Origin of the sequence: Ruegeria conchae (genome assembly GCF_000192475.1) — a bacterium.
Taxonomy (GTDB): domain Bacteria; phylum Pseudomonadota; class Alphaproteobacteria; order Rhodobacterales; family Rhodobacteraceae; genus Ruegeria; species Ruegeria conchae.
In genome coordinates, this window is record NZ_AEYW01000012.1 from 151,980 (window position 1) to 173,851 (window position 21,872).

General features: G+C 54.1%; 19 protein-coding genes. 12 read left to right on the forward strand and 7 right to left on the reverse strand.

Annotated features, from left to right (window positions below):
* Window positions 1–5: 5 nt before the first annotated feature.
* Both G7G_RS0111145 and G7G_RS0111150 read left to right on the forward strand, forming a co-directional pair.
* Window positions 6–1,322, forward strand: coding sequence for an MlaD family protein (locus G7G_RS0111145; RefSeq protein WP_010441472.1), 1,317 nt, complete (start codon window positions 6–8; stop codon window positions 1,320–1,322).
* On the forward strand, window positions 1,319–1,975 hold the full coding sequence (locus G7G_RS0111150; protein WP_010441473.1) for an ABC-type transport auxiliary lipoprotein family protein: 657 nt from the start codon (window positions 1,319–1,321) through the stop codon (window positions 1,973–1,975). Before G7G_RS0111145 ends, G7G_RS0111150 begins: the two co-directional genes overlap by 4 nt.
* Window positions 1,976–1,981: 6 nt before the next feature.
* On the opposite strand, the gene G7G_RS0111155 is transcribed toward G7G_RS0111150, so the two are convergent.
* Window positions 1,982–3,562 carry an FMN-binding glutamate synthase family protein gene (locus tag G7G_RS0111155; protein WP_010441475.1) on the reverse strand — a complete coding sequence of 527 codons (1,581 nt, stop codon included), beginning with the start codon at window positions 3,560–3,562 and terminating at the stop codon, window positions 1,982–1,984.
* Between the two features lie 256 nt (window positions 3,563–3,818).
* Here G7G_RS0111155 and G7G_RS0111160 point away from each other — a divergent pair, with 256 nt between their 5' ends.
* Both G7G_RS0111160 and crcB read left to right on the forward strand, forming a co-directional pair.
* Window positions 3,819–4,187 (forward strand): fluoride efflux transporter FluC, encoded by a 369-nt coding sequence (locus tag G7G_RS0111160; RefSeq protein WP_010441477.1) that lies wholly within the window; start codon window positions 3,819–3,821, stop codon window positions 4,185–4,187.
* On the forward strand, window positions 4,184–4,546 hold the full coding sequence (crcB, locus tag G7G_RS0111165) for a fluoride efflux transporter CrcB (protein WP_010441479.1): 363 nt from the start codon (window positions 4,184–4,186) through the stop codon (window positions 4,544–4,546). Before G7G_RS0111160 ends, crcB begins: the two co-directional genes overlap by 4 nt.
* Before the next feature lie 87 nt (window positions 4,547–4,633).
* Here the strand turns inward: crcB and G7G_RS0111170 are convergent, their stop codons facing one another.
* The 4 genes from G7G_RS0111170 to G7G_RS0111185 are packed head-to-tail and all read right to left on the reverse strand — an operon-like array spanning window position 4,634 to window position 8,631.
* A complete protein-coding gene (locus G7G_RS0111170; RefSeq protein WP_010441481.1) occupies window positions 4,634–4,960 on the reverse strand; it encodes a cytochrome o ubiquinol oxidase subunit IV in 327 nt (108 codons plus the stop codon).
* Entirely contained in the window at window positions 4,953–5,585 is a 633-nt protein-coding gene (locus G7G_RS0111175) for a cytochrome c oxidase subunit 3 (protein WP_010441483.1), read from the reverse strand. Before G7G_RS0111175 ends, G7G_RS0111170 begins: the two co-directional genes overlap by 8 nt.
* A complete protein-coding gene (locus G7G_RS22950; protein WP_010441486.1) occupies window positions 5,582–7,672 on the reverse strand; it encodes a cbb3-type cytochrome c oxidase subunit I in 2,091 nt (696 codons plus the stop codon). Before G7G_RS22950 ends, G7G_RS0111175 begins: the two co-directional genes overlap by 4 nt.
* On the reverse strand, window positions 7,669–8,631 hold the full coding sequence (locus G7G_RS0111185; RefSeq protein WP_010441488.1) for a cytochrome ubiquinol oxidase subunit II family protein: 963 nt from the start codon (window positions 8,629–8,631) through the stop codon (window positions 7,669–7,671). The genes G7G_RS22950 and G7G_RS0111185 overlap by 4 nt, the downstream gene beginning before the upstream one ends.
* A gap of 132 nt (window positions 8,632–8,763) precedes the next feature.
* Here G7G_RS0111185 and G7G_RS0111190 point away from each other — a divergent pair, with 132 nt between their 5' ends.
* The 8 genes from G7G_RS0111190 to G7G_RS22955 all read left to right on the forward strand — a co-directional run bounded on the left by G7G_RS0111190 (window position 8,764) and on the right by G7G_RS22955 (window position 19,680).
* Complete coding sequence (locus tag G7G_RS0111190; protein ID WP_010441490.1) at window positions 8,764–9,999, forward strand: lytic murein transglycosylase; 1,236 nt, start codon at window positions 8,764–8,766, stop codon at window positions 9,997–9,999.
* Between the two features lie 389 nt (window positions 10,000–10,388).
* Complete coding sequence (locus G7G_RS0111195) at window positions 10,389–12,017, forward strand: peptide ABC transporter substrate-binding protein (RefSeq protein ID WP_010441492.1); 1,629 nt, start codon at window positions 10,389–10,391, stop codon at window positions 12,015–12,017.
* A gap of 66 nt (window positions 12,018–12,083) precedes the next feature.
* Window positions 12,084–13,007 carry an oligopeptide ABC transporter permease OppB gene (gene oppB / locus G7G_RS0111200; RefSeq protein WP_010441494.1) on the forward strand — a complete coding sequence of 308 codons (924 nt, stop codon included), beginning with the start codon at window positions 12,084–12,086 and terminating at the stop codon, window positions 13,005–13,007.
* A gap of 11 nt (window positions 13,008–13,018) precedes the next feature.
* Window positions 13,019–13,948 carry an ABC transporter permease subunit gene (locus G7G_RS0111205; RefSeq protein ID WP_010441496.1) on the forward strand — a complete coding sequence of 310 codons (930 nt, stop codon included), beginning with the start codon at window positions 13,019–13,021 and terminating at the stop codon, window positions 13,946–13,948.
* A 1-nt stretch (window position 13,949) separates the two neighbouring features.
* On the forward strand, window positions 13,950–15,755 hold the full coding sequence (locus G7G_RS0111210; protein ID WP_010441497.1) for an ABC transporter ATP-binding protein: 1,806 nt from the start codon (window positions 13,950–13,952) through the stop codon (window positions 15,753–15,755).
* 253 nt (window positions 15,756–16,008) lie between these two features.
* Window positions 16,009–16,902 carry a UTP--glucose-1-phosphate uridylyltransferase GalU gene (gene galU, locus G7G_RS0111215; protein ID WP_010441499.1) on the forward strand — a complete coding sequence of 298 codons (894 nt, stop codon included), beginning with the start codon at window positions 16,009–16,011 and terminating at the stop codon, window positions 16,900–16,902.
* Window positions 16,903–16,972: 70 nt separating this feature from the next.
* Window positions 16,973–18,409: a mannose-1-phosphate guanylyltransferase/mannose-6-phosphate isomerase gene (locus G7G_RS0111220; RefSeq protein WP_010441501.1), complete on the forward strand. Its 1,437-nt coding sequence runs from the start codon at window positions 16,973–16,975 to the stop codon at window positions 18,407–18,409.
* A 194-nt stretch (window positions 18,410–18,603) separates the two neighbouring features.
* Window positions 18,604–19,680, forward strand: a complete 1,077-nt coding sequence (locus G7G_RS22955) for a DUF2793 domain-containing protein (RefSeq protein WP_010441503.1) — start codon at window positions 18,604–18,606, stop codon at window positions 19,678–19,680.
* A 35-nt stretch (window positions 19,681–19,715) separates the two neighbouring features.
* Here G7G_RS22955 and fcl read toward each other — a convergent pair whose 3' ends face one another.
* Entirely contained in the window at window positions 19,716–20,702 is a 987-nt protein-coding gene (gene fcl, locus G7G_RS0111230; protein WP_010441505.1) for a GDP-L-fucose synthase, read from the reverse strand.
* Window position 20,703: 1 nt separating this feature from the next.
* Window positions 20,704–21,828, reverse strand: a complete 1,125-nt coding sequence (gene gmd / locus G7G_RS0111235; protein WP_010441507.1) for a GDP-mannose 4,6-dehydratase — start codon at window positions 21,826–21,828, stop codon at window positions 20,704–20,706.
* Window positions 21,829–21,872 lie beyond the last annotated feature (44 nt).

Genomic DNA, 21,872 nt, shown 5'->3' on the forward strand with positions numbered 1-21,872 from the left:
AGGCGATGGAGACCCGAGCGAATTATATCCTGATTGGTGCGTTCACCTTGGCGGGCATTCTTGGTGCCTTCGGGTTCTTCCTATGGCTCGCCAAATTCGAAGTAACCCGTCAATACGCTTACTATGATGTGTTGTTCGACAATGTCTCGGGCCTGTCTGCCGCCGGTGGCGTGAATTATAACGGCTTGCCGGTGGGACAGGTAATTTCCCTGGATCTGGACAAAGATGACCCCTCGAAAGTAAGGGTTCGGCTTGAGATTGATGCAGGCATCCCCGTCACCAAGGAAACCATCGCGCAATTGCAGTCTCTGGGCGTCACCGGCGTGGCATATGTTGAGTTGTCCGGTGGATCACCAACCGCACAGAAATTGCCCCAGAATAGTGTCATCACAAGCAAGCGCAGCTCAATCCAGTCCTTACTCGAAGGCGCACCAGAGGTTCTGGAAAAGGCGGTCACCCTGCTGGAGAACCTCAATTCCGTTGTAGATGAGAACAATCGCAAGGCGGTGTCTGATATACTGAACAATCTGGCAGAAGCGTCGGGCAAACTGGATAAAACACTGACGGATTTCCAGTCGCTTTCGTCGGATCTGGGCGGTGCCGCTAAAGATGTTGGCGAATTCACCAAGAGATTGGATACGTTGGCGAACACGGCCGAAACAACGTTGAGTACAGGAACCGATACGCTCAAGAGCATCAAAGAGACGTCAGAAACTGCCAAAACAACTCTTGAGACTGCAAACACCGCCATTGCAAGCGCTGAAAACGTAATTCAGGAGGAGATTCGACCCTTTGTCGAGCGGGGTTCAATCCTTGCCGAAAGGCTGACACGACTGTCAGATGAGGGCAGCCTGACACTTAGCGTGATAAGTGAAACTGTTCTGAACGCAAACACGACCCTTGAATCGGTTACATCCACGATGAACTCGGCCAAAGGGGCGCTAGACTCGGCCGAGCGAGCATTCGACTCGGCCAATCGCGTGATGGACGAGGATATATCTCCGGTCGCAGCCGATGTAAGTAAGGCAGCCAATCAAGTCGCGGAAACCGTCTCGAACATCACCGAAAAAATCGACGAAATATCAGACGACGTCCTGAGCGCTTCTAAATCGGCGTCAGATCTGTTGGGTACCATCGATGGCGTCGTTCAGGATAACCGCCGTCAGGTCTCGGATTTCTTGCGCGTTGGCTTGCCTCAGTTTATCCGCTTCATCGAGGAATCGCAGCGTCTGGTGATTAGTCTCGACCGACTGGTCGACAAGGTCGAACGCGACCCCGCCCGCTTTTTGTTAGGCACCCAAGCATCGGAGTTTCGTCAATGATACGGCCCTTAACACTGTCTCTGATATTGGCCGCAATGACGGGTTGCACTGGCCTAGGAACGCTGCGGCAAGCCTCAAAGCCCAACGATCTCTATTTGCTAACCCCAAAGAGCACGTTCTCGTCTTCGCTGCCGCGCATACAGAAACAGATCGTTGTTGAGGAACCCACAGCGACGGCAGCGGTAAACACCGATCAGATCGCCGTTCAGCCAACTTTGCTGCAAGTTCAATACCTGCCTCGGGCCCGTTGGGTGGATCGCGCGCCATTGATCGTTCAGGCGCTGATGGTTGAAAGCTATGAAAACTCCGGCAAGGTTGCGGCCGTGGGGCGATCGACGGTTGGCCTGCGGGCTGATTATGTGATTGCACCCGATTTGCGCGAGTTTCAGGGCATAGTCGTCAGCGAAACCGGAGACTCAAAAACGGTGCGCGTGGAAGTGCGCATCAACATCAAAATCATCGATGAGTACGAGGACAAGATTATCGCCTCCAGCTCGTTCAGGGAAAACGTAATGGCCACGACTGATCAGACCCCTGATCTAGTCGAAGCATTTGATGTGGCCTTGGGCCGGACCATGCGGGATGCGGTTGAATGGAGTATCCGCAAAATTAATACTCACGTGCAGAACAACCCACGATCAAGCCCAAGCTAGGGGTTGTCAGAACTGGCTGGCCGAAGCTGCCTGCCAGTCCGCAGCATATTCCTGCGGCACGGTTTTGCCCAGCAATGCGTCTTCTTCCAGAAAGCTGTAAAGCTCAGCGTAAGATCGTTCTCCCTCATCTGCCATGCGACGGAGGATATCGCTGGGTCGCAATTCAGAAACCTTGGCTTTGCCCATAGCACCCAAGATCTCGCGGAAGCTTTCCAATGTCGCGTCATGGAACCGGTGCACACGCTGACGTTTCTGCGGCACGTTTACCGCTCGGCCCCGGATCGGATCCTGCGTCGCCACGCCCGAAGGGCACCGATTGGTATTGCAATGCAGTGCTTGAATGCACCCAACGGCAAACATCATCGCCCGCGCCGCGTTGCACATATCAGCACCCAAGGCCATTTTCTCGACCATGTCGAAACCCGTCGCAACCTTGCCCGAGCAAATCACGTGCACCTTGTCGCGCACTCCAATCCCACGCAGGCAATTGTTTACAAAGATCAACCCTTCGTTCAGGGGCATCCCCAGACGGTTGGTAAATTCAACCGGCGCCGCGCCGGTCCCTCCTTCGGCACCATCAACGGTAATAAAATCGGGCAGTATGCCGGTTTCCAACATGGCTTTACAGATCGCCATGAATTCCGAAGGTTGGCCGATGCACAGTTTGAAGCCAATCGGCTTACCGCCAGACATTTCCCGCAGATGCTGAACAAACTGCATCAACCCTGTCGGCCCATCGAACGCCGAGTGTATAGGGGGTGAAATTACATCCTGATGCACAGGAACGCCTCGGATTTCCGCGATTTCCTCGTCCACCTTTGCGGCCGGCAATACCCCTCCATGAGACGGTTTTGCCCCTTGTGAAAGCTTAATCTCGATTGCCTTCACCACATCCAATTTGGCTTTTTCGGCGAATTTGTCCTTGTCGAAACCCCCATCGGCGGTGCGACATCCAAAATACCCTGTTCCGATTTGCCAGATGATGTCACCACCCTCAGCCAGATGGTGCGGGGATAGCCCTCCTTCGCCGGTATTATGTGCAAACCCGCCATCCTTAGCGCCACCGTTCAGTGCCCGGATCGCATTTGCGCTGAGTGCACCAAAGCTCATCGCTGAAACATTCAGGCGCGAAGCGTTATAGGGTTTGTCGCACTGAGGCCCGCCAAGCATAATCCGCTCCTCACTTTCATCGACATGTTTTGGCGAAAGTGAATGGTTTGAACGATGATAACCGACACTCAGTATGTCGTACTGGGTCCCGAATGCCTGCGTATCCACCTGCCCTTTGGCGCGGGAATAGACCAGACTGCGGATAATCCGATTGAAAGGTCGACCACTTTCGTTGGTTTCCACAAAATACTGCCGGATTTCGGGGCTGACAAATTCCAGCATATAGCGGAAGTGGCCGAGAACGGGATAGTTGTTCAATACGTTATGCTTGGTCGTCAGCATATCGTACATTCCTACAATCGCGTACGGGATCAGAATGACCAACAGCCAATTCGCAGGGGACCAGAAATACCCCAGCAATAGGGTAAGTGGCAGGACCACAAAGCTGAGCACATAATATAGTCTGCGAACAATCATCCCTGACCTCCCTGGGTGGCGTAAAGAGCTGTGTATCCTCGGCTGGATCGTGGGCTCGAAGCCCGGCAGATGTTTTTAAACGTGAACCAGATTCAACTGAATTTGCAAGACCTTGCTAATCTGTCGTTAGTAACGGTTGAGTTAGCAAGGGCAGTTGATCGGTCCATTCGCAATCTATATGCGGGATAAGACACAGGTAAGAGCGGGATCAATCTAGGTGTCACAAACTGCACCTGCCCTCAGGCGTAGTGCCCAGATGTACGCAGCCGTCTTTGTTGGTGGTGCTGCGGGTTCGCTGCTACGCGAACTGTTCACGGTGCCGATACCCGGTGCTCCATTTCTGACAGAGACGTTCGGTATTAACATTGTGGCCTGCTTCATCCTTGGCTGGCTTTATTCTATCCGCCACAAAGTTCATGCACATGTGCTGCACTTGGGTGCTGTAGGGTTTTGCGGAGGCCTTTCTACTTTTTCTTCATTTGTGGCCGAGTTGGAGCGTTTGGCCGAAACCACCGGTTGGTACGTCATCACCGCCTTCGGGGCAGAAATCGCAATTGGCTTAGCCGCAGCGGCTTTGGGTGAAGCGTTGGGTCGAAAGTACTTGCCTTGGAGGCATCCAGAATGAACGACCTGCATCTGCACGTCATGTTTGCGCTGGGAGGAGGAGCAGGTGCTGTACTGCGCCACTGGTTGACGCTTCAGGTGACCCACGATCTGCCTTACGCTACACTGATCGTGAATGTGGCAGGCAGCCTGTTGCTTGGTCTGTGGGTTGGTTATCTCGGCGGGGAAATCGAAATGAGCGAGCAACAGAACCGATTGGTATTCGGCTTTTGCGGTGGCTTCACAACGTTTTCCAGCTTTGCTTATCAGTCACTGCAGTTGAACCGTGAAAGAACCATCGCGTTCGCAGCTGGTAACATAATTCTCAGTCTGGTTCTGTGCTGGATCGCGCTTTGGTTAGGATTGGTCCTGATGGCCTGACCAATCGAGTCACCGGTTATGGAACGAATGATGGTGGTGCGAAGAACCATTCCTGATGCGGCTACAAGCGGGTCAGGGCTTGGCGGATCACATCATCTGCAGGTGCATCCGAATGGCCAAATTACCTAGAATCCAGACCGTCCCGCCGATGATAATCAATAAGACCAGCGTTGAGAATAGGATCAGGTCCAGATCCTCTCGGCTGCTGCGCCGCCTGTCGATATGAAGAAAGTACACCAACTGCACAACCAACTGTGCCAAGCCCAGCAGGCCGATGCTAAGATATACCCCTTTGGTTTCAATCCCGTATCGGTGAGCGATTAAGAAGACCGCCAGCGTTAGCAGAAGAGACCCACCATATCCGATAACATATCGGCGACGCTCTCGCTTGTGCAGGTCAGCGCGTCTATCCATAGGTCAGCCCTCCAAAATAGACAATTGTGATGATGCCGACCCAGATCAGATCAAGGAAGTGCCAGAACAATGCCAGTCGCACCATACGGGACATCAGCAAGTCAGTTAGTCCGAACATTCTTAGCTGAATGCCCAAGACGATCAGCCACAGGCACCCCGACGCGACGTGCAGCCCGTGCAGTGGCACAAGGCCATAGAAAGCCGACAAAAATCCGCTGCGCTGAGGGATACCGCCCTGGGCTGCCATGTTCAGAAAATCGCGGATCTCCAGAACCAGAAAGCTAAGCCCCAGTACCAGTGTTACTCCAAACCACAGAACGATCCGCGCCCGCGGCAAGTTGTATTTCAACGCCAGCATCGCAAGCCCTACGGTCAGACTGCTCGTCAACAATATCAGGGTTTGAGCAAAGATGCTTTTCAGATCAAACAATTCATGTGGTCCGGGCCCACCGGCCTGTGCATCAATCATCGTGATGTAGATCGCGAACATCAGGCCGAAATAGACCAGATCGCTCATAAGAAAGACCCAGAAGCCAAAAGTGACAACCTCGGTGGCTTTGTGGGCGCTCGCATGGCCTTCGCCAAGGTTGATGCCCGGATAGCTTTGCGTGGGTGCGCGCCTCATGTCACGACCTCCATATCCGGGCGTGCGAGACCGCGATTTTCTGGGGCGATTTCATAATCGCGATCCACTGCTGCAGTGCTATGGACAAGGTCCAGCCAAGCTTCATGGTCTTTGCGGACCTCTTCGGCAGGAATGATGATTTCGGTGCTGGTATCAAAGCTCCAGATGATAATCGCCAGGATGATAGTAATCGTCATCAGGAGCGCCAGCCACCAAATCCACCAAACCAGCGCGAACATCCAGACACCGCTGAGCACGCAGAGAATGAATCCGATGCCGGTATTGCGCGGCATCTCGATATCTTCATAGGCTTCAGGTTTGGGATAAGCTGCAGCGCGCTCTTTGGCGGCGGCAAAGTTGTCGCGGTCGGTGACCTCCGGGATGATGGCAAAGTTGTAGGGCGGTGGCGGAGACGGAATCGACCATTCCAGTGTACGCCCGTCCCACGGATCACCTATCGGAGCACGGGTTTTTTCACGATTGCGGATACTGACCCAAAGTTGAATGAGGATCGAGAACAACCCGCAGGTGATGACCAATGCACCAATTACGGCAATGATCATGTAGGGGTGAAAACTCGGGTCCTCCCAACTGTAGGACCGGCGCGGCATTCCCATCAAACCAACAAAGTAAAGCGGCATAAAAGTCAGCAAGAAACCCACGGTCCAGCAGACGACCGAGACGCGTCCCCAGAATTCGTTGAGGCGAAAACCGAAGGCTTTCGGGAACCAGTAATTATAGCCCGCGAGCAGCGCAAACAGTACTCCGGGCAGAAGGACGTTGTGGAAATGCGCCACAAGGAACAACGTGTTGTGGACCTGATAGTCAATCGTCGGATTGGCCAGAATTACCCCGCTAAGGCCACCAATCACGAACAGCATCAAAAAGGCTAGACCATAGAGCATCGGAACGGAAAACCGTATCCGCCCGCGATAGAGCGTGGCCATCCAGTCATAGACTTTCACACCGGTTGGGATCGCGATCAGCATCGTCGCAATGCCGAATACCGCGTTGATCAGCGCGCTTTGGCCCATGGTGAAGAAATGATGCAGCCATACTGTGAAAGACAATACTGCAATCGACATCGTGGCAATGACCAGCGAGTTATAGCCATAAAGGCGCTTGGCCGAAAAAGTGGCAAAGACTTCGGAATAGATGCCATAAGCAGGCAGGACCAGCAGATAGACCTCTGGGTGACCGAACAGCCAAAACAGGTTGGCATAGTTCATCATGTTTCCACCAAGATCATTGGTGAAGAAATGGAAATCCAGATACCGATCAGCGGCCAGCAACAGCGCCGCCACGCCTAGGGGCGGCATGGCAAAGACGATCAGGATTGAGCTACAGATGATCGTCCAGCAATACATCGGCAACCGCATGAATTTCATCCCAGGTGCACGCAGCTTGTAAATTGTGACGGCAAAATTGATACCAGTGAGAGTGGTGCCTACGCCCGAGACAACAATGGCCCAAATCCAATAATCCGGCCCGACGCCGGGATTGAACGCGGCGCCTGTGTAAGGCGGATATGCGGTCCAACCTCCGGTCGAAAACTCGCCAACCACCAGCGAGACCATCAACATCATGCCGGACGATACCGTCAGGCCAAGGCTGATTTGGTTTATAACCGGAAATGCAACGTCCCGCGCGCCGATCATCAACGGAACCAGATAGTTTGCCACTCCAAAGACAAAGGGGACGGCAACGAAGAAGATCATGATGGTGCCGTGGGTGCTGAATAGCTCGGCGAAATGTTCGGGCTTCAGAAATCCATCGCCCGGACCTGCCGCCTGTTGGGCCCGCATCACAACACCTTCCAACACGCCCCTTGCCAGCATGACGATGGCAAAGACGATATACATGATGCCGATTTTCTTGTGATCAGCGCTGGTCAGCCAATCCCGCCAGAGAGGGCTCCAAAGGCGAAACCACGTTAGCAGGAACAGCACCGTCAAAGCGCCCACTATCACTATACCGGCCGCAGCGTTGGCGATGATTTCATTGGCATCGGGCGCCCGGATGAGCCCGGTGATCGGCAACGCATCCCAACTCAGGCGACCCAAAATGCCAGTCTCGACTGAAGTCATTGTTTTGCCTCCGACCCGTACGCAGTGGTGCCGGGTTGCTGGCCAAGGGCAAGAGGCTCCCCGCTGTGATAACGATGCAGGATCGAGCGGAACAAATCACCTTCTTCCAGTGTAAAATAAAGCGCGTTCAGCGGCATGAGTTCGGTTCCTAACGCCGCCTGAACTTCGTCCCGATCCGTGCGCATGGCCAGTGTCTGATACGTGTCTTCTGTCAACGGAATACCATGCGCCCGGACGCTGGCGACCCAGTCCTCGAAATCTACGGGTTGCATAGCCTGCGTTAGAAATTTCTGCTTGGTGAACCCGCGACCATTATACTGCGTGTTCTCACCCTGCATCGTATTGGGCGAGTCGGCCACCACATGCAGTTGCGTTGTCATGCCAGGCATGGCGTAGATTTGCCCAGCCAATGCAGGGATCATAAACGATTGCATCACTGTGTCGGTCGTCAGCGTAATCGCGACCTGCTTTTTGATGGGGATGCCAAACTCTCCGACTGTAGCGATTCCAAGATCGGGATAGATGAACAACCATTTCCAATCGAGGCCAACCACCTGCACCCGCAAGGCAGGTTCCTCCCCGAACGGGGCTGTATAGGGATCAAGACGGTATGTGGTTTTCCAAAGGTAGAATGACAGGATCGCCACAATCAGCACCGGTACACCCCACATCAATACCTCAAGCTTTGCAGAGAAATCCCAGTGCGGTTTGTAATATGCGTTTCCACCTTTACGTCGGCGATACCGATAGGCGACCAGCGGCACCAAGACCAAAACCGGGATCACCGCAATCAGAATCAGAGCGGTCGCTCGCAGAAGGTGCTTTTTTTGGATCTCGGCGATTGGCCCCTGTGGGTCGATGAAACTATCACTTGCCCCAGCTGCCTGCACTGTCAGCAACAGCGCAACTAGCGTCACCAGAGCGGACACTGCGATCGAAGACATCCGGGAAAAGGTCACGCCTGATGATCCTCTTACGGCGGGGGTTCCCGGCAACTATCGACAGAGTCACGGATTTTCTCAAGGACTTTTGCAATTTTGCTCCTAAAGGCGCTTGTTGACACCACGTCACGGGCGCGCAAGATCGATTCCATGCGTTTCGTTTTCACTGTTCTCTTCCTGATTGTTCTGGCAGCTCCTTTGTTGGCGCAGGATCGTGTTTTTGTTGAACGTCAGTTTCAGAGCTGGCTGCAAAAAACCGTCTGGCCACAAGCAAAGGCAAAGGGTGTTTCCAAGCAAACTTTTCGGCAAGCTTTTGATGGGGTGAAACTAAATTGGGATCTGCCGGATCTGGTGCCGCCGGGCAGCCCTCAAAAAACACCAAAGGTACAGCGTCAAGCCGAGTTTGGCTCGCCGGGTCGATATTTTAATGCCGAATCCGTACAGGGCGCCACGTCGGTCGGCCGTAAAATGGCCAGACGTCACGCAGAAACCCTGGCACGCGTTGAAGCTGAAACCGGTGTGCCCGCACGCATCATTCTGGCCATTTGGGGGCGCGAGAGTGGATATGGTCAGGTACCAATCCGACACGATGCATTTCAGGTTCTGAGCACGAAAGGGTTCATGAGCACGCGCGCCGACTATTTCACCGCAGAACTGATCGCAGCACTGCAAATTGCCGAAGCGGGTCATGCGCAAGGAAGAGAGCTAAAGAGCAGTTGGGCAGGAGCATTGGGTCAGCCACAATTCATGCCAACAAATTTTCTGACTTATGCGCGCGATGGCGACGGCGATGGCAGGGCGGACATCTGGGGCTCAGCCGCAGATACTATTGCGTCGATTGGAGCCTATCTTGAAGAGCACGGATGGATTGCGGATCGCGATTGGGGATTTGAGGTTAATCTGCCCAATACCGTTTCATGCGCCCTAGAGGGGCCTGATCAAGGGCGTCTTATCAGGGATTGGGCAGCAATGGGCGTCAGCCGTGTTTCTGGCAAACCTTTTCCAGCGCACGAACTGGCTGCCGAAGGTTATCTGATGATGCCCGCAGGTCAAAGCGGTCCGGCTTTCATCGTCACGCCTAATTTTTATGTCCTCAAAGACTATAATACCAGTGACCTCTACGCTTTGTTTGTGGGCCATGTCGGCGATCGCATCCAATATGGTGTCGGCGATTTTCACGGGCGCTGGGGTGACGTCGGCAACCTCTATCGGTCGGATATCGTAACAATGCAGCAAGTGCTTGTTGAACAGGGTCATGATGTCGGCGGCATCGATGGTCTGCCTGGATATAAAACCCGGCGTTCGATCGGTCGCTGGCAAGCCGCATCAGGCCGTGCGCCGACATGTTTTCCAAATGACCGTTTGAAGGCAGCGCTCAAGCCCTGAATTCTGCCCTGATTCGCCATTTGCGCGTGTTGACGAAAACCCATTCGCCCTTTGCAATTTGTATGACTTCACGAAAATGTCACCAAAGCAAAGCGTTTCAGAATAATCTTTCGATGCTCCCTTACGTTACGGTTTCAATCGATCTTTGAGCCTTCAATGCGACTTAAAACTCTTTACCTTTCTCCAAAAACCAGCAGATTTTGCAGCAGTGAAAGAGAACTTTCGCAATCGGCTTTCCGACGCTGCCCAATGGAAATGGTCTGAAATTTGGACTCTGCCGCGATCTAGATCAAGGTGAACGCACGGCAATTGTCGGAGACACACAGGTAGATGGGTATCCGCTGCAATAGCAGGATAGCCCGACGCCACATAATAATGGGAGTAATCACATGCACAAAATTGTCCGTACTTCATTGGCGGGACTGTTGTCCTCGACCATCATAACTGGCGCAGCAATCGCCGCAGGAACCCACCCCGAAACCGGCGAAGCGCTGGCGGATGATCAGACGTTTATCTATCGCATTCTGGATGAGCACAGCTCGGTCGACCCGCAAGTGGTTGAAGATGTGTCGGGCGCCGAAATCGTGCGCGACTTGTTCGAAGGTCTCATGAACCAGGACGAAGATGGTAATCTGGTCCCCGGCGTTGCCACCGAATACTCGGTCAATGACACCAAGGATGTGTATACGTTTACCCTCCGCGATAACGCGAAATGGTCAAACGGAGATCCGGTTACCGCAGGTGACTTCGTTTTTGCATGGAAACGTGCTGTCGATCCTGAGCTGTCATCGCCCTACGCGTGGTTCATGGAATTGATGTCGATTGAAAACGCGGCTGAGATCATTGCGGGTGAAAAATCAGTGGATGATCTGGGTGTCAAAGCCATTGACGACCACACTCTAGAAGTCACACTGAGCACGCCCCTCCCCTATTTCCCTCAGATGACCACGCATTCGACAACCTTCCCTGCGCCGCAGAAAGTGATTGAAGAATTCGGCGATGCATGGACTAAGCCGGAAAACATCGTATCGAACGGCGCCTATGTCCTGACTGAGCATCTGCCACAGGAACGTTCGGTGCGTGAGCGCAACGAGATGTACTGGGACAATGACAACACCATTATCGAAAAAGTTGTGGCATTGGTCATCAATGACGAGAATGTCGCCCTGACCCGCTACCTTGCGGGTGAGTTGGATCGCACCGAAGTTCCTGCCGGTCAGTTCCCGCGCCTGCAGCAGGAGCATCCGGATGAAGCCATCAGCTTCCCTCGTTTGTGCAACTATTACTATACCTTCAACGTCTCTGACAGCGGTCCCGAAGCGTTCAAGGACCCCAACGTCCGTCAGGCACTGTCCCTGGCCGTGGATCGCGCGATCATTACTGAAAAGGTGATGGCTGGTGGTCAGCCCCAGGCTTACACGTTCGCACCCGCCGCCACTGCCAACTTTACGGTTCCTGACGTGGAGATGGCTTCGATGAGCCAGGCTGAGCGCGATGAGCTTGCAAAAGAGTTGCTGGCAGGAGCGGGCTATGGTCCGGATAATCCGCTGAGCTTTGAGATGGTTTACAACACCTCAGAGGCGCACAAGAAAGTGGCCGTGGCACTCAGCCAGATGTGGAAACAGAAGCTGGGCGTCAATGCAGAGCTGGCAAACATGGAATGGAAAGTGTTCCTGGAAGAGCGCGGTAACCAGAACTTCGAACTGGCTCGCGGCGCATGGTGTGGCGACTATAACGAAGCCTCGACCTTCCTTGATCTGCTGCAATCGGATTCCGGTTACAACGACGGAAAGTACAACAACGCACGCGTTGATGAGCTGCTGGCCGAAGCCAAAACTTCGGACGATCCGGCACCGCTTTATACCGAAGTAGAGCGGATTATTGCACAGGAAACTCCTGTAATCCCGATCTATCACTATGCAGGCGTTTACATGATGGACAGCGATGTAGGGAACTGGCCCGTCAACAACGTCGAGCAGAACTGGTATTCGAAGAACCTGTACAAGGTCGCCGAATAATCGCCATAGAACCACGCCCTGTCCCGGAGGCATCCGGGGCAGGGCCAATAAACATGGGGGCATGAAATGCTTGCCTACAGTCTGCGGCGACTGCTGATCGCCATTCCGACGATCCTGTTGCTGATCGTCGCCTGTTTTTTCCTGATGCACGTAGCACCCGGTGGGCCATTTACCTCAGAACGGCCGCTGCCGCCGCAGGTTCTGGCCAATATTGAGGCGCGCTATGGGTTGGACCAACCGTTGTGGAAACAGCTCTGGGACTACCTGTACAACATCGTCGTGCATTTTGATTTCGGCCCGTCCTTCAAGTTCAAGGACAGGGACGTCAACGACATTATCGCTCAAGGGTTTCCGATTTCCCTGACCTATGGCTCGCTTTCATTTCTTGTTGCAACTGCCGTTGGTGTAAGCCTTGGGATCGCAGCCGCGATCAAACACAATAGCTGGATCGATTATTTCGCTGTTGGTCTTGGTATCGCGGCGCAAGCTCTGCCAAACTTCATCATGGGGCCGATCCTGATCCTTACCTTCACCCTGTGGCTGGGCTGGTTGCCGGGAGGTGGCTGGAACGGAGGCCAATGGCAATATCTGGTCATGCCGGTGATTGCGCTGGCAACATCCTATATGGGTTCGATTGCACGGATCACGCGTTCGTCGATGCTCGAAGTTCTGAACTCGAACTTCATCCGTACCGCGCGCGCCAAGGGCTTGCCGACCAGAACCGTAATTTGGCGTCATGCGTTGAAACCTACGTTGTTGCCGGTTGTCTCATATCTCGGGCCGGTGTTCGTCTACGTGCTTACGGGTTCAGTCTTTGTCGATATCTATTTCTCGACCGGTGGTCTTGGTCAGGCCTACGTTGGCTCTGCACTGTCTCGTGACTATGCGGTGCTCCTGGGGGTTACCATTCTCTATGGCGCATTGACCGTTGTCGTGAACCTTCTGACCGACCTGGCTTATGCCTGGTTTGATCCGAAAATTCGTTACTGAGGGGCTGGCTCATGCTTGGAAAATCTCAAAAAGCCGCCCATCTGGCCGAAGAAATCACAGATTACACGGTCATTCAGGGGCGCTCGCTCTGGCAGGACGCACGTATGCGTTTTGTCCGCAACAAGGCCGCAATGGCCAGTGTTTTTGTTTTGGGTCTGATCGTGCTGTTCACGATTATCGGACCATATTTTGCAGCCTGGTCCAATGAAGAGATCGACTGGAACGTTATGGGTGACGTACGCGGCATGGGAATGCCCTCGATCGAGACTGGTCACTATTTCGGTGTCGATGATCTGGGGCGCGACCTTTACAGCCGTGTCATTCAGGCGACCACTACATCGCTGCTGGTTGGTCTGATTGGGGCTGCAACTGCGTTGATCGTTGGCACTTGCTATGGCATTGCCGCTGGTTATATCGGAGGGCGTACCGACAACGCCATGATGCGCTTTGTCGACATCCTATTGGCGATCCCGGCAACTCTGATCATCATCCTTCTGCTGGTCGTGGCAGGGCGGTCCTTTTTCATGCTGTTCATCGCGTTGGGTGCAGTCGGTTGGCTGACCATGGCGCGGATCGTTCGGGGGCAAACCCTGACGCTGAAGAACCGCGAATTCATCGAAGCCGCTCGTGCCGCCGGTGTCAGTGAGTTTACCATCATGTATCGCCACATTCTGCCCAACCTGTTGGGCGTTGTGATCGTGTACGCCTCGCTGTTGGTTCCCGAAATGATCCTGACCGAAAGTTTCATTTCGTTTTTAGGTCTCGGAATCTCTGAACCCTACACCTCTTTGGGCCGTCTGATTGCCGAAGGTGCCGGGACCATGGGCTATGGCACTTTGTGGCAGCTTCTTTATCCCCTGACTTTCTACGTTGCCATCATCATCACCATGTTTTTCATCGGTGATGGTTTGCGTGACGCTCTGGACCCGAAGGATCGCTGATATGAGTCTATTTTCCATCAAAGACCTGAGCGTTCAGTTCGATACTCCAGATGGCATCGTCGAAGCCGTCAAGGGCATCAGTTTCGACATCAATCCAGGCGAGTGTCTGGGCATCGTCGGCGAAAGCGGGTCGGGCAAAAGCCAGACCTTCATGGCAGCGATGGGGCTATTGCCTCCGGCTGGCCGTGCAACGGGGTCTGCCATGCTGAACGGTCAGGAAATCCTGAACTTGCCAGTGAACAAGCTGAACCGCATCCGCGGCGATGATGTAGGTATGATCTTTCAGGACCCGCTCACCGCCCTGACCCCGCATTTGCGGGTCGGTCAACAGATGCGCGAAGTGCTGCAAGTGCATGAGGGTTTGCAGGGCTCTGCCGCCAAAGCGCGATGCCTTGAATGGTTGGACCGCGTTCGTATCCCCGAGGCGAAACGGCGATTGGATCAGTACCCGCACGAGCTGTCGGGCGGGATGCGTCAGCGAGTCATGATTGCCATGTCGATGCTGTGCAGCCCGAAATTGTTGATCGCGGATGAACCCACAACGGCGCTGGACGTCACCGTACAGGCCGACATTCTGGACCTGATGGTGCGACTGCAAAAAGACGAAGGCACAGCCATTGCTTTGATCACCCATGACATGGGCGTCGTCGCGCGGATGTGCGACCGCATACAGGTCATGCGCCTTGGTCAATTTGTCGAGGCCGGGGAAACCCGTGAAGTCTTTCGCGCACCGCAACACGAGTACACTCGCACCTTGCTTGAGGCGATGCCTCGCATCGACGCCGGTGACGCGCCCAAAGCCTTGGGCAAGACCGAAGAGCCGCTGCTGCGCGTTGACGACGTCAAGGTTCATTTCCCAATCCATGTTCCGGGCGGATTATTCGGCCACAAGGTGCCTCTCAAGGCCGTGGATGGTGTCAGCTTTGATATTCGCAAGGGCGAAACGCTGGGTGTTGTGGGTGAATCCGGTTGCGGCAAGTCCACGCTGGCGCGGGCGGTTCTGCAATTGATCGAACCCAGTGCGGGCAACGTCAGCTGGCTGGGCCATCCGATCGTCGGGTTGAAACGGTCCGAGTTGAACAAATACCGCAAGGATCTGCAGATTGTATTCCAGGATCCACTCGCCAGCCTTGATCCACGGATGACAATCTCGGCCTCAATCGCGGAACCATTAAAAACCTATCGACCAGACCTGACGGAACGCGAACGTAAGGACCTGGTCGCCGAGATGATGGAACGTGTTGGCCTGCCAACCAATATGATCAACCGTTATCCACATGAACTGTCAGGTGGGCAAAATCAGCGCGTCGGAATCGCTCGGGCAATGATCAACAAACCAAAGTTGATCATTTGCGATGAAGCCGTTTCGGCACTGGACGTGTCCATTCAGGCCCAGATCGTGGAATTGTTGCGAGAATTGCAACAAGAGTTCGGTTTGTCGATGATTTTCATTAGTCATGACCTGTCAGTTGTACGCGCAGTGTCTAACCGAATCATGGTTTTGTACTTGGGTCGCATTGTCGAATTGGGCGATGGTGAAGTGATATGTTCTGAACCAATACACCCCTACACCAAATCCCTGATATCGGCGGTTCCGATTCCTGATCCGGATGTTGAGCGTAACCGTCAAAGGCTTAAATTACCGGGTGAATTACCGTCCCCAATGGATCCCAAGGCCACATTGCGTTTCTTGCCCAGCAAGTTGTCCTCGGGCGAAACGGACTATGTTCCGCGGCTTAGCGAAATTGCTCCTGACCATTTCGTTGCCGAACATGATCCGCTTGATGCGATTATGGCTAACTCCTGACTATTAGCGCCCCGAAGCTTGAAGGTTTCAGGGGCGCGAATCCTACTTTTCTGCGCACCAAGTACTCTGTGTACCTTGGCTAGAACCACGTTTGGGTGTGTTTCGTTTTGACTCTGTGTGCAGGTTAATGGCAGATTCCATCGTGCCCGCTGCACTACTGTCGGGTGAGATTGATTGATGCGAATTTAAGTTTTATGTGAGGACCCCAGCGCCTACAAAGCGCACGGGCAGACTATGGAAATCATGAGGTAACATGGCACGCAAAGTCACAAAGGCTATTTTCCCCGTCGCGGGTATGGGGACGCGCTTTTTACCGGCGACCAAATCGGTGCCAAAAGAGATCATGACTTTGGTCGATAGACCGCTGGTTCAATATGCAATTGACGAAGCGCGGGCAGCCGGGATCACCGAGTTTATCTTCGTGACGTCACGCGGGAAGTCAGCGCTTGAAGATTACTTTGACCACAACCTTGTGTTGGAGCAGGACTTGAAGTTGAAGGGCAAAGACGATTTGCTTGAGATATTGAACGCGACCAATATGGAAAGCGGCGCGATCGCCTATATTCGCCAGCACAAGGCGCTGGGGCTTGGACATGCAGTTTGGTGTGCACGGCGACTGATCGGAGATGAGCCCTTTGCGGTAATGCTGCCCGATGATGTTATTGCTGCTGGCAAACCCTGCCTGCAGCAAATGGTTGAGGCCTATGAGGAAACCGGCGGCAATATGGTTGCTGCGATGGAAGTTCCAAACGAAAAGACAAGCTCTTACGGTATTTTGGATACAGGCCAAAACGTCGGTACGGTTGTCCGAGCCAAGGGTATGGTTGAAAAGCCAAAACCTGAGGAGGCACCATCAAATCTCGCCGTCATTGGTCGTTATATTTTGGGCCCCTCGGTACTGTACAATTTGAACCAGAAGAAGAAAGGCAGCGGAGGCGAAATCCAGCTGACTGACGCGATCGCCGAGGATATCGGAAATGGCGTTCCTGTATTTGGTTACAAATTCGAAGGCCAACGATTTGATTGTGGCTCAAAGGCCGGTTTCCTTCAGGCCACGGTATCGTTTGCGCTGGCCCGCGACGATCTGCGTGATGATTTAAGTCAGTATCTGCATGATATCGTTTCGTCGGACCAGGCCGCGCAATAGGTAAGATGCTTCAACCAGTTGGCATTCATTGCAATAGCTCGACCCCAAGAACACAGAGAGCGAGGGCAGCATGAGGACCGTCTATCCGGTAATTTTATGCGGTGGCTCCGGAACACGGTTATGGCCCCTGTCACGCAAAAGCTACCCAAAACAATTCGTGCCGCTGATTGGTGAAACCAGCCTTTTGCAGCAATGTGCAAAGCGTCTTAAAGGACCCGTCGAAACGCCTTACGCAAAGCCGTTGCTGTTAACCAATGAAGCATTTCGTTTCGTTGTACCTGAGCAGTTGATGGCCGTTGGAATTGACCCAGGCCCGATCCTTATTGAACCTGAAGGGCGCAACACTGCTCCGGCTGTCCTGGCGGCAGCTCTGCACCTTTCGTCCAGCGATCCCGATGCATTGATGCTGGTGGCGGCGTCGGATCACGTCATTCCGGATGCTCAGGCCTTTCACGAGGCAGTTGCGGAAGGTATCCGTACGATCGATGAGCGCGGAGACCTTGTTACATTCGGAATCACGCCTGACCGGCCAGAGACTGGATATGGTTATCTCAAACTTCGGCAGATTCCCGACGCGTCGGGTGCGTCGATTCCTCTCGATCGATTTGTTGAAAAGCCCGACCTGAAGAGCGCCGAAAGGATGGTGTCCGAAGGTAGTTACCTTTGGAATTCCGGCATCTTTCTGTTTGCGGTCCGCGATATCCTTGCGGCCTATGACCAACATGCGCCGGATCTTGTAGCTCCGGTTCAGAACGCCGTTGATCAGGCGCAGTCTGACCTGGGCTTTCTGCGGCTTGAATCCATCGCTTGGAACTCAGTTCAGGACATATCGATCGACTATGCGGTTATGGAAAAGGCCAGCAACCTCAGCGTTGTTCCTTATGCAGCCGGGTGGTCAGATGTAGGCAGTTGGTCGGCGGTGCAGGAGCTCAGCAACCCTGATACAAATGGGGTCGCTACCGCCGGTGAAGTCACTGCCATTGATTGCCACAATGTGCTGGTGCGCTCAGAATCTCCTGCACAGGAGGTCGTGGCGATGGGGCTGGAAAACGTCATTACAGTCGCGATGCCCGATGCGGTTCTGGTGGCCAGCATGGACCGCGCGCAGGATGTCAAACAGGCCGTCACAGCCTTGAAAGCAAAAGGTGCCAAGCAGGCGGAATCCCTGCCCGTCGATCATCGGCCCTGGGGGTGGTTCGAAAGCCTCGTTATCGGAGACCGGTTCCAGGTCAAGCGTATCCATGTCCATCCCGGTGCATCGCTGAGTCTGCAATCTCACCATCATCGGTCCGAGCACTGGATCGTCGTGGAGGGCACCGCCGAAGTGACGATAAATGACGATGTTCAGTTGGTGTCAGAAAACCAGTCGGTCTATGTGCCTTTGGGTGCGGTTCACCGGATGGTGAACCCCGGCAAAGTCCCGATGGTCCTGATCGAAGTACAAACCGGGACCTATCTGGGTGAAGACGACATTATTCGCTATGAAGATGTTTATGCGCGTAATTGACTTAGGTCAGTAGGCGCTAGTCGCCGTTCATCTCTGATTAAATCCCGCCATCTGCAATGCAGGTGGCTTATTTGACATTTCTCAAATCCTAACAAATCAAAAACCTAGCGTTCGGGTTCGTCAGGTGGGCTTCACTCCGATTGCGGCAGGGTGGCGCGCGATCATTGTCAAAGCGACATCTCAGGAGGACGCCCGTGCCACAGAACTCACCCCGTTTGAACCTGCCCTTTATTCAACCGTCTCAGGCCCAGAAACACGTGACCCATAACGAGGCGCTGCGTACACTCGATCTTGTGGTCCAACTGAGCGTAGTCTCCATCGACGCGACAATACCGCCCGCTGCGCCCGATCAGGGGGAGACGCACGCGCTTGGCACGGCGCCCACGGGGGCATGGGCTGGTCACGACGGCCAATTGGCGGCGTGGCTGGACAACGGATGGCATTTCATTGCGCCGGATTTGGGCTGGCGGGCCTGGGACCAAAGCTCGGAGCAGTTGAAAATCTGGAACGGATCCGCCTGGATCGACCCGCCTGTCGATTTGCAGAATCTGCCAGGAATTGGAGTCGCAACCGGATCCGACAGCACCAATCGGCTGGCGGTGCGTAGCCCTGCGACGTTGCTAACCCATGAAGGTGGTGGTCATCAGTTGAAGGTCAACAAAGCCAGCGACGGCGACACGGCCTCGCTTTTGTTTCAATCCAACTGGACCGGTCACGCCGAGATGGGCCTTTCTGGCAACACGGAGTTCTCGATCAAAGTCTCGCCAGATGGCGGGAGCTGGGTTGAAGCACTACGGTTTGACGCCTCATCTGGTATCGCGGGTGGAGCGGCAATACAGAGCAGTGCCAACGACACCACGCCTGGTCGCCTGATGCGGGCGGATTATGGGTACGGACCGGGCAACGTACTGGGCACAGTGTCACAAAACAGTGGTGTACCTTCCGGGGCTGTGATCGAGCATGGCAGTAATACAAATGGAGACTACACGCGATTTGCTGACGGCACCCAAATTTGTGCAACAACTCTTGATGCTGTCGGATGTACGACCGCAACCGGTGCCTTGTTCACCAGTGGTTCTACCAACTGGGATTTTCCCATCGCTTTTGCCGCTGGCAGCAAACCAGCCCTTAGCGGGAATGGTGGCGGGTTCGGTCGATTCGTAGGATTTGACACGCCATCGGAAACACAAACGACATTCCAGGTACTGGCGGCAATTTCGGATGCCACAAATATTGAACCATCAATGATCGCCATCGGCCGCTGGTTCTGACAGCTCAGACACCGTCCGGGCCATTGCGCGGGCGGTCACCTTTCGCGCAGATCGGTTTCTGATTGATCTAGAAACCACGCATAGGTCTGGCGAATTCCGTCGTTAAGACTGATGCCAGCACTCCAGCCCATACCTGCGAGGCGCGATACATCCATCAGTTTTTGCATCGTGCCATCCGGTTTGTCTGTATCATACGTGATCCGGCCAGTGAAACCGACGACACCCGCAATGATCGTTGCGAGGTCTGCGATCGATGTATCGCTGCCCGTACCCACATTAATGTGGCTTAACATTGGATCAGTATTTGCCTCATATATTTCGCGCGGCAGGTCCAAAACAAACACCGACGCCTCGGCCATATCATCAACATGCAAGAACTCGCGTCGCGGATTTCCGGTTCCCCATATGACAACTTCATCTAGCCCGTCACGCTGTGCCTCGTGAAAACGTCGGATCAGTGCCGGGAGCACGTGACTGTTTTCAGGGTGAAAGTTGTCTCCGGGGCCATAAAGGTTCGTCGGCATGACGGACCGGTAGTCTACGCCGTGCTGCCTGTTATAGCTTTCACAAAGCTTGATCCCGGCAATCTTGGCGATGGCGTAAGGTTCATTTGTCGGCTCCAGCGGCCCGGTCAAAAGCGCGTCTTCGCGCATAGGCTGGTGTGTTGAGCGCGGATAAATGCAGGAACTTCCAAGTTGCAGCAGCTGTTTTATACCTGCCGAAAACGCCTGATGGATCACATTGCATTCGATCATCAGGTTCTCGTAGATGAAATCCGCCGGATATGTGTTGTTCGCATAGATACCGCCAACACGGGCGGCGGCCAAAATCACGATGTCCGGACGTTCTGAGCGCATGAAATTCTGAACCTGAACCTGATCGGTCAGATCCAATTCGCTCCGCGTCCGCGTGATTAGCTCGAGTTTTTCACCTGCCTGTTGGCGCTGCTGCAGCCTTCGCAGGATCGCGCTTCCGACCATGCCGCGATGACCCGCTACATATATTCTGCGCGAGCTGCCCATTTCAGCCGTTTTCCCGTGTGACTGGCGCAGCCATCCCGTGTTCTTTGAGCAGGGCATTGCGCCGTGCGATTTTCAAATCTTCGGCAACCATTTCGGCGCATAGATCTTGCACAGAGGTCTCGGGTTCCCAACCTAGTTTTTGCTTGGCCTTGGACGGGTCTCCCAACAGCGTATCAACCTCGGCCGGTCGGAAGTAACGCGGGTTGATCCGCATCACGATATCGCCAGCTTTCAGGGCAGGCGCCTTATCACCCACTACTTCGCGAACAATCGCAAATTCCTCGACACCCTCCCCTGAAAACTCCAGCACCAAACCCAGCTCGCTGGCAGACCATTCGATGAACTGGCGCACGGAATACTGCTCGCCGGTGGCGATTACAAAGTCCTCGGGCGTCTCCTGTTGCAGCATCAGCCACTGCATCTTCACATAGTCCCGCGCGTGCCCCCAATCGCGCAAACTATCGATATTACCCATATGCAAACAGTCATCCAAACCTTGCGCGATGTTTGCAAGGCCACGAGTGATCTTACGAGTCACAAAGGTCTCACCACGCCGGGGGCTTTCGTGATTGAACAAAATACCGTTGCAGGCGTACATCCCGTAGGCCTCGCGATAATTTACTGTTATCCAATAGGAATACAGCTTGGCGACCCCATAGGGTGAGCGCGGGTGAAAAGGCGTTGTCTCGCGTTGCGGTGTTTCCTGTACCAAACCAAAGAGCTCTGAGGTAGAGGCCTGATAAAACCGGGTCTTGCCCTCCAGTCCCAGAAACCGGATCGCTTCGAGCAGGCGTAGCGTACCCAACCCATCCACATCCGCAGTGTATTCCGGCGATTCAAAACTCACCGCAACATGGGATTGCGCACCGAGATTATAGACCTCGTCGGGCTGCACTTCCTGAATGATCCGGGTCAGGTTCGAGGTATCGCTTAGATCACCATAATGCAGATGCAGTCTGGGATCTGGTTCATGCGGATCCTGATAGATATGATCAATCCGCTGCGTATTGAAAGACGATGCGCGACGTTTGATACCGTGAACGTCATAGCCTTTGGCAAGCAACAGCTCAGCCAGGTAAGAGCCATCCTGACCCGTAATACCGGTTATCAGTGCTGATTTGCTCATGATTGCGCCCCGATGGTTCTACTTCGCCTGTTTGTTCTTCCAGA

Coding starts and splice junctions, on each gene's coding strand:
- G7G_RS22950 (WP_010441486.1), bottom strand. CDS start 7,672: ATGACTTCAGTCGAGACTGGCATTTTGGGTCGCCTGAGTTGGGATGCG.
- G7G_RS0111205 (WP_010441496.1), top strand. CDS start 13,019: ATGCTTGGAAAATCTCAAAAAGCCGCCCATCTGGCCGAAGAAATCACA.
- G7G_RS0111195 (WP_010441492.1), top strand. CDS start 10,389: ATGCACAAAATTGTCCGTACTTCATTGGCGGGACTGTTGTCCTCGACC.
- G7G_RS0111145 (WP_010441472.1), top strand. CDS start 6: ATGGAGACCCGAGCGAATTATATCCTGATTGGTGCGTTCACCTTGGCG.
- oppB (WP_010441494.1), top strand. CDS start 12,084: ATGCTTGCCTACAGTCTGCGGCGACTGCTGATCGCCATTCCGACGATC.
- G7G_RS0111210 (WP_010441497.1), top strand. CDS start 13,950: ATGAGTCTATTTTCCATCAAAGACCTGAGCGTTCAGTTCGATACTCCA.
- gmd (WP_010441507.1), bottom strand. CDS start 21,828: ATGAGCAAATCAGCACTGATAACCGGTATTACGGGTCAGGATGGCTCT.
- G7G_RS0111220 (WP_010441501.1), top strand. CDS start 16,973: ATGAGGACCGTCTATCCGGTAATTTTATGCGGTGGCTCCGGAACACGG.
- crcB (WP_010441479.1), top strand. CDS start 4,184: ATGAACGACCTGCATCTGCACGTCATGTTTGCGCTGGGAGGAGGAGCA.
- G7G_RS0111160 (WP_010441477.1), top strand. CDS start 3,819: ATGTACGCAGCCGTCTTTGTTGGTGGTGCTGCGGGTTCGCTGCTACGC.
- G7G_RS0111150 (WP_010441473.1), top strand. CDS start 1,319: ATGATACGGCCCTTAACACTGTCTCTGATATTGGCCGCAATGACGGGT.
- galU (WP_010441499.1), top strand. CDS start 16,009: ATGGCACGCAAAGTCACAAAGGCTATTTTCCCCGTCGCGGGTATGGGG.
- G7G_RS0111170 (WP_010441481.1), bottom strand. CDS start 4,960: ATGGATAGACGCGCTGACCTGCACAAGCGAGAGCGTCGCCGATATGTT.
- fcl (WP_010441505.1), bottom strand. CDS start 20,702: ATGGGCAGCTCGCGCAGAATATATGTAGCGGGTCATCGCGGCATGGTC.
- G7G_RS0111190 (WP_010441490.1), top strand. CDS start 8,764: ATGCGTTTCGTTTTCACTGTTCTCTTCCTGATTGTTCTGGCAGCTCCT.
- G7G_RS0111175 (WP_010441483.1), bottom strand. CDS start 5,585: ATGAGGCGCGCACCCACGCAAAGCTATCCGGGCATCAACCTTGGCGAA.
- G7G_RS0111155 (WP_010441475.1), bottom strand. CDS start 3,562: ATGATTGTTCGCAGACTATATTATGTGCTCAGCTTTGTGGTCCTGCCA.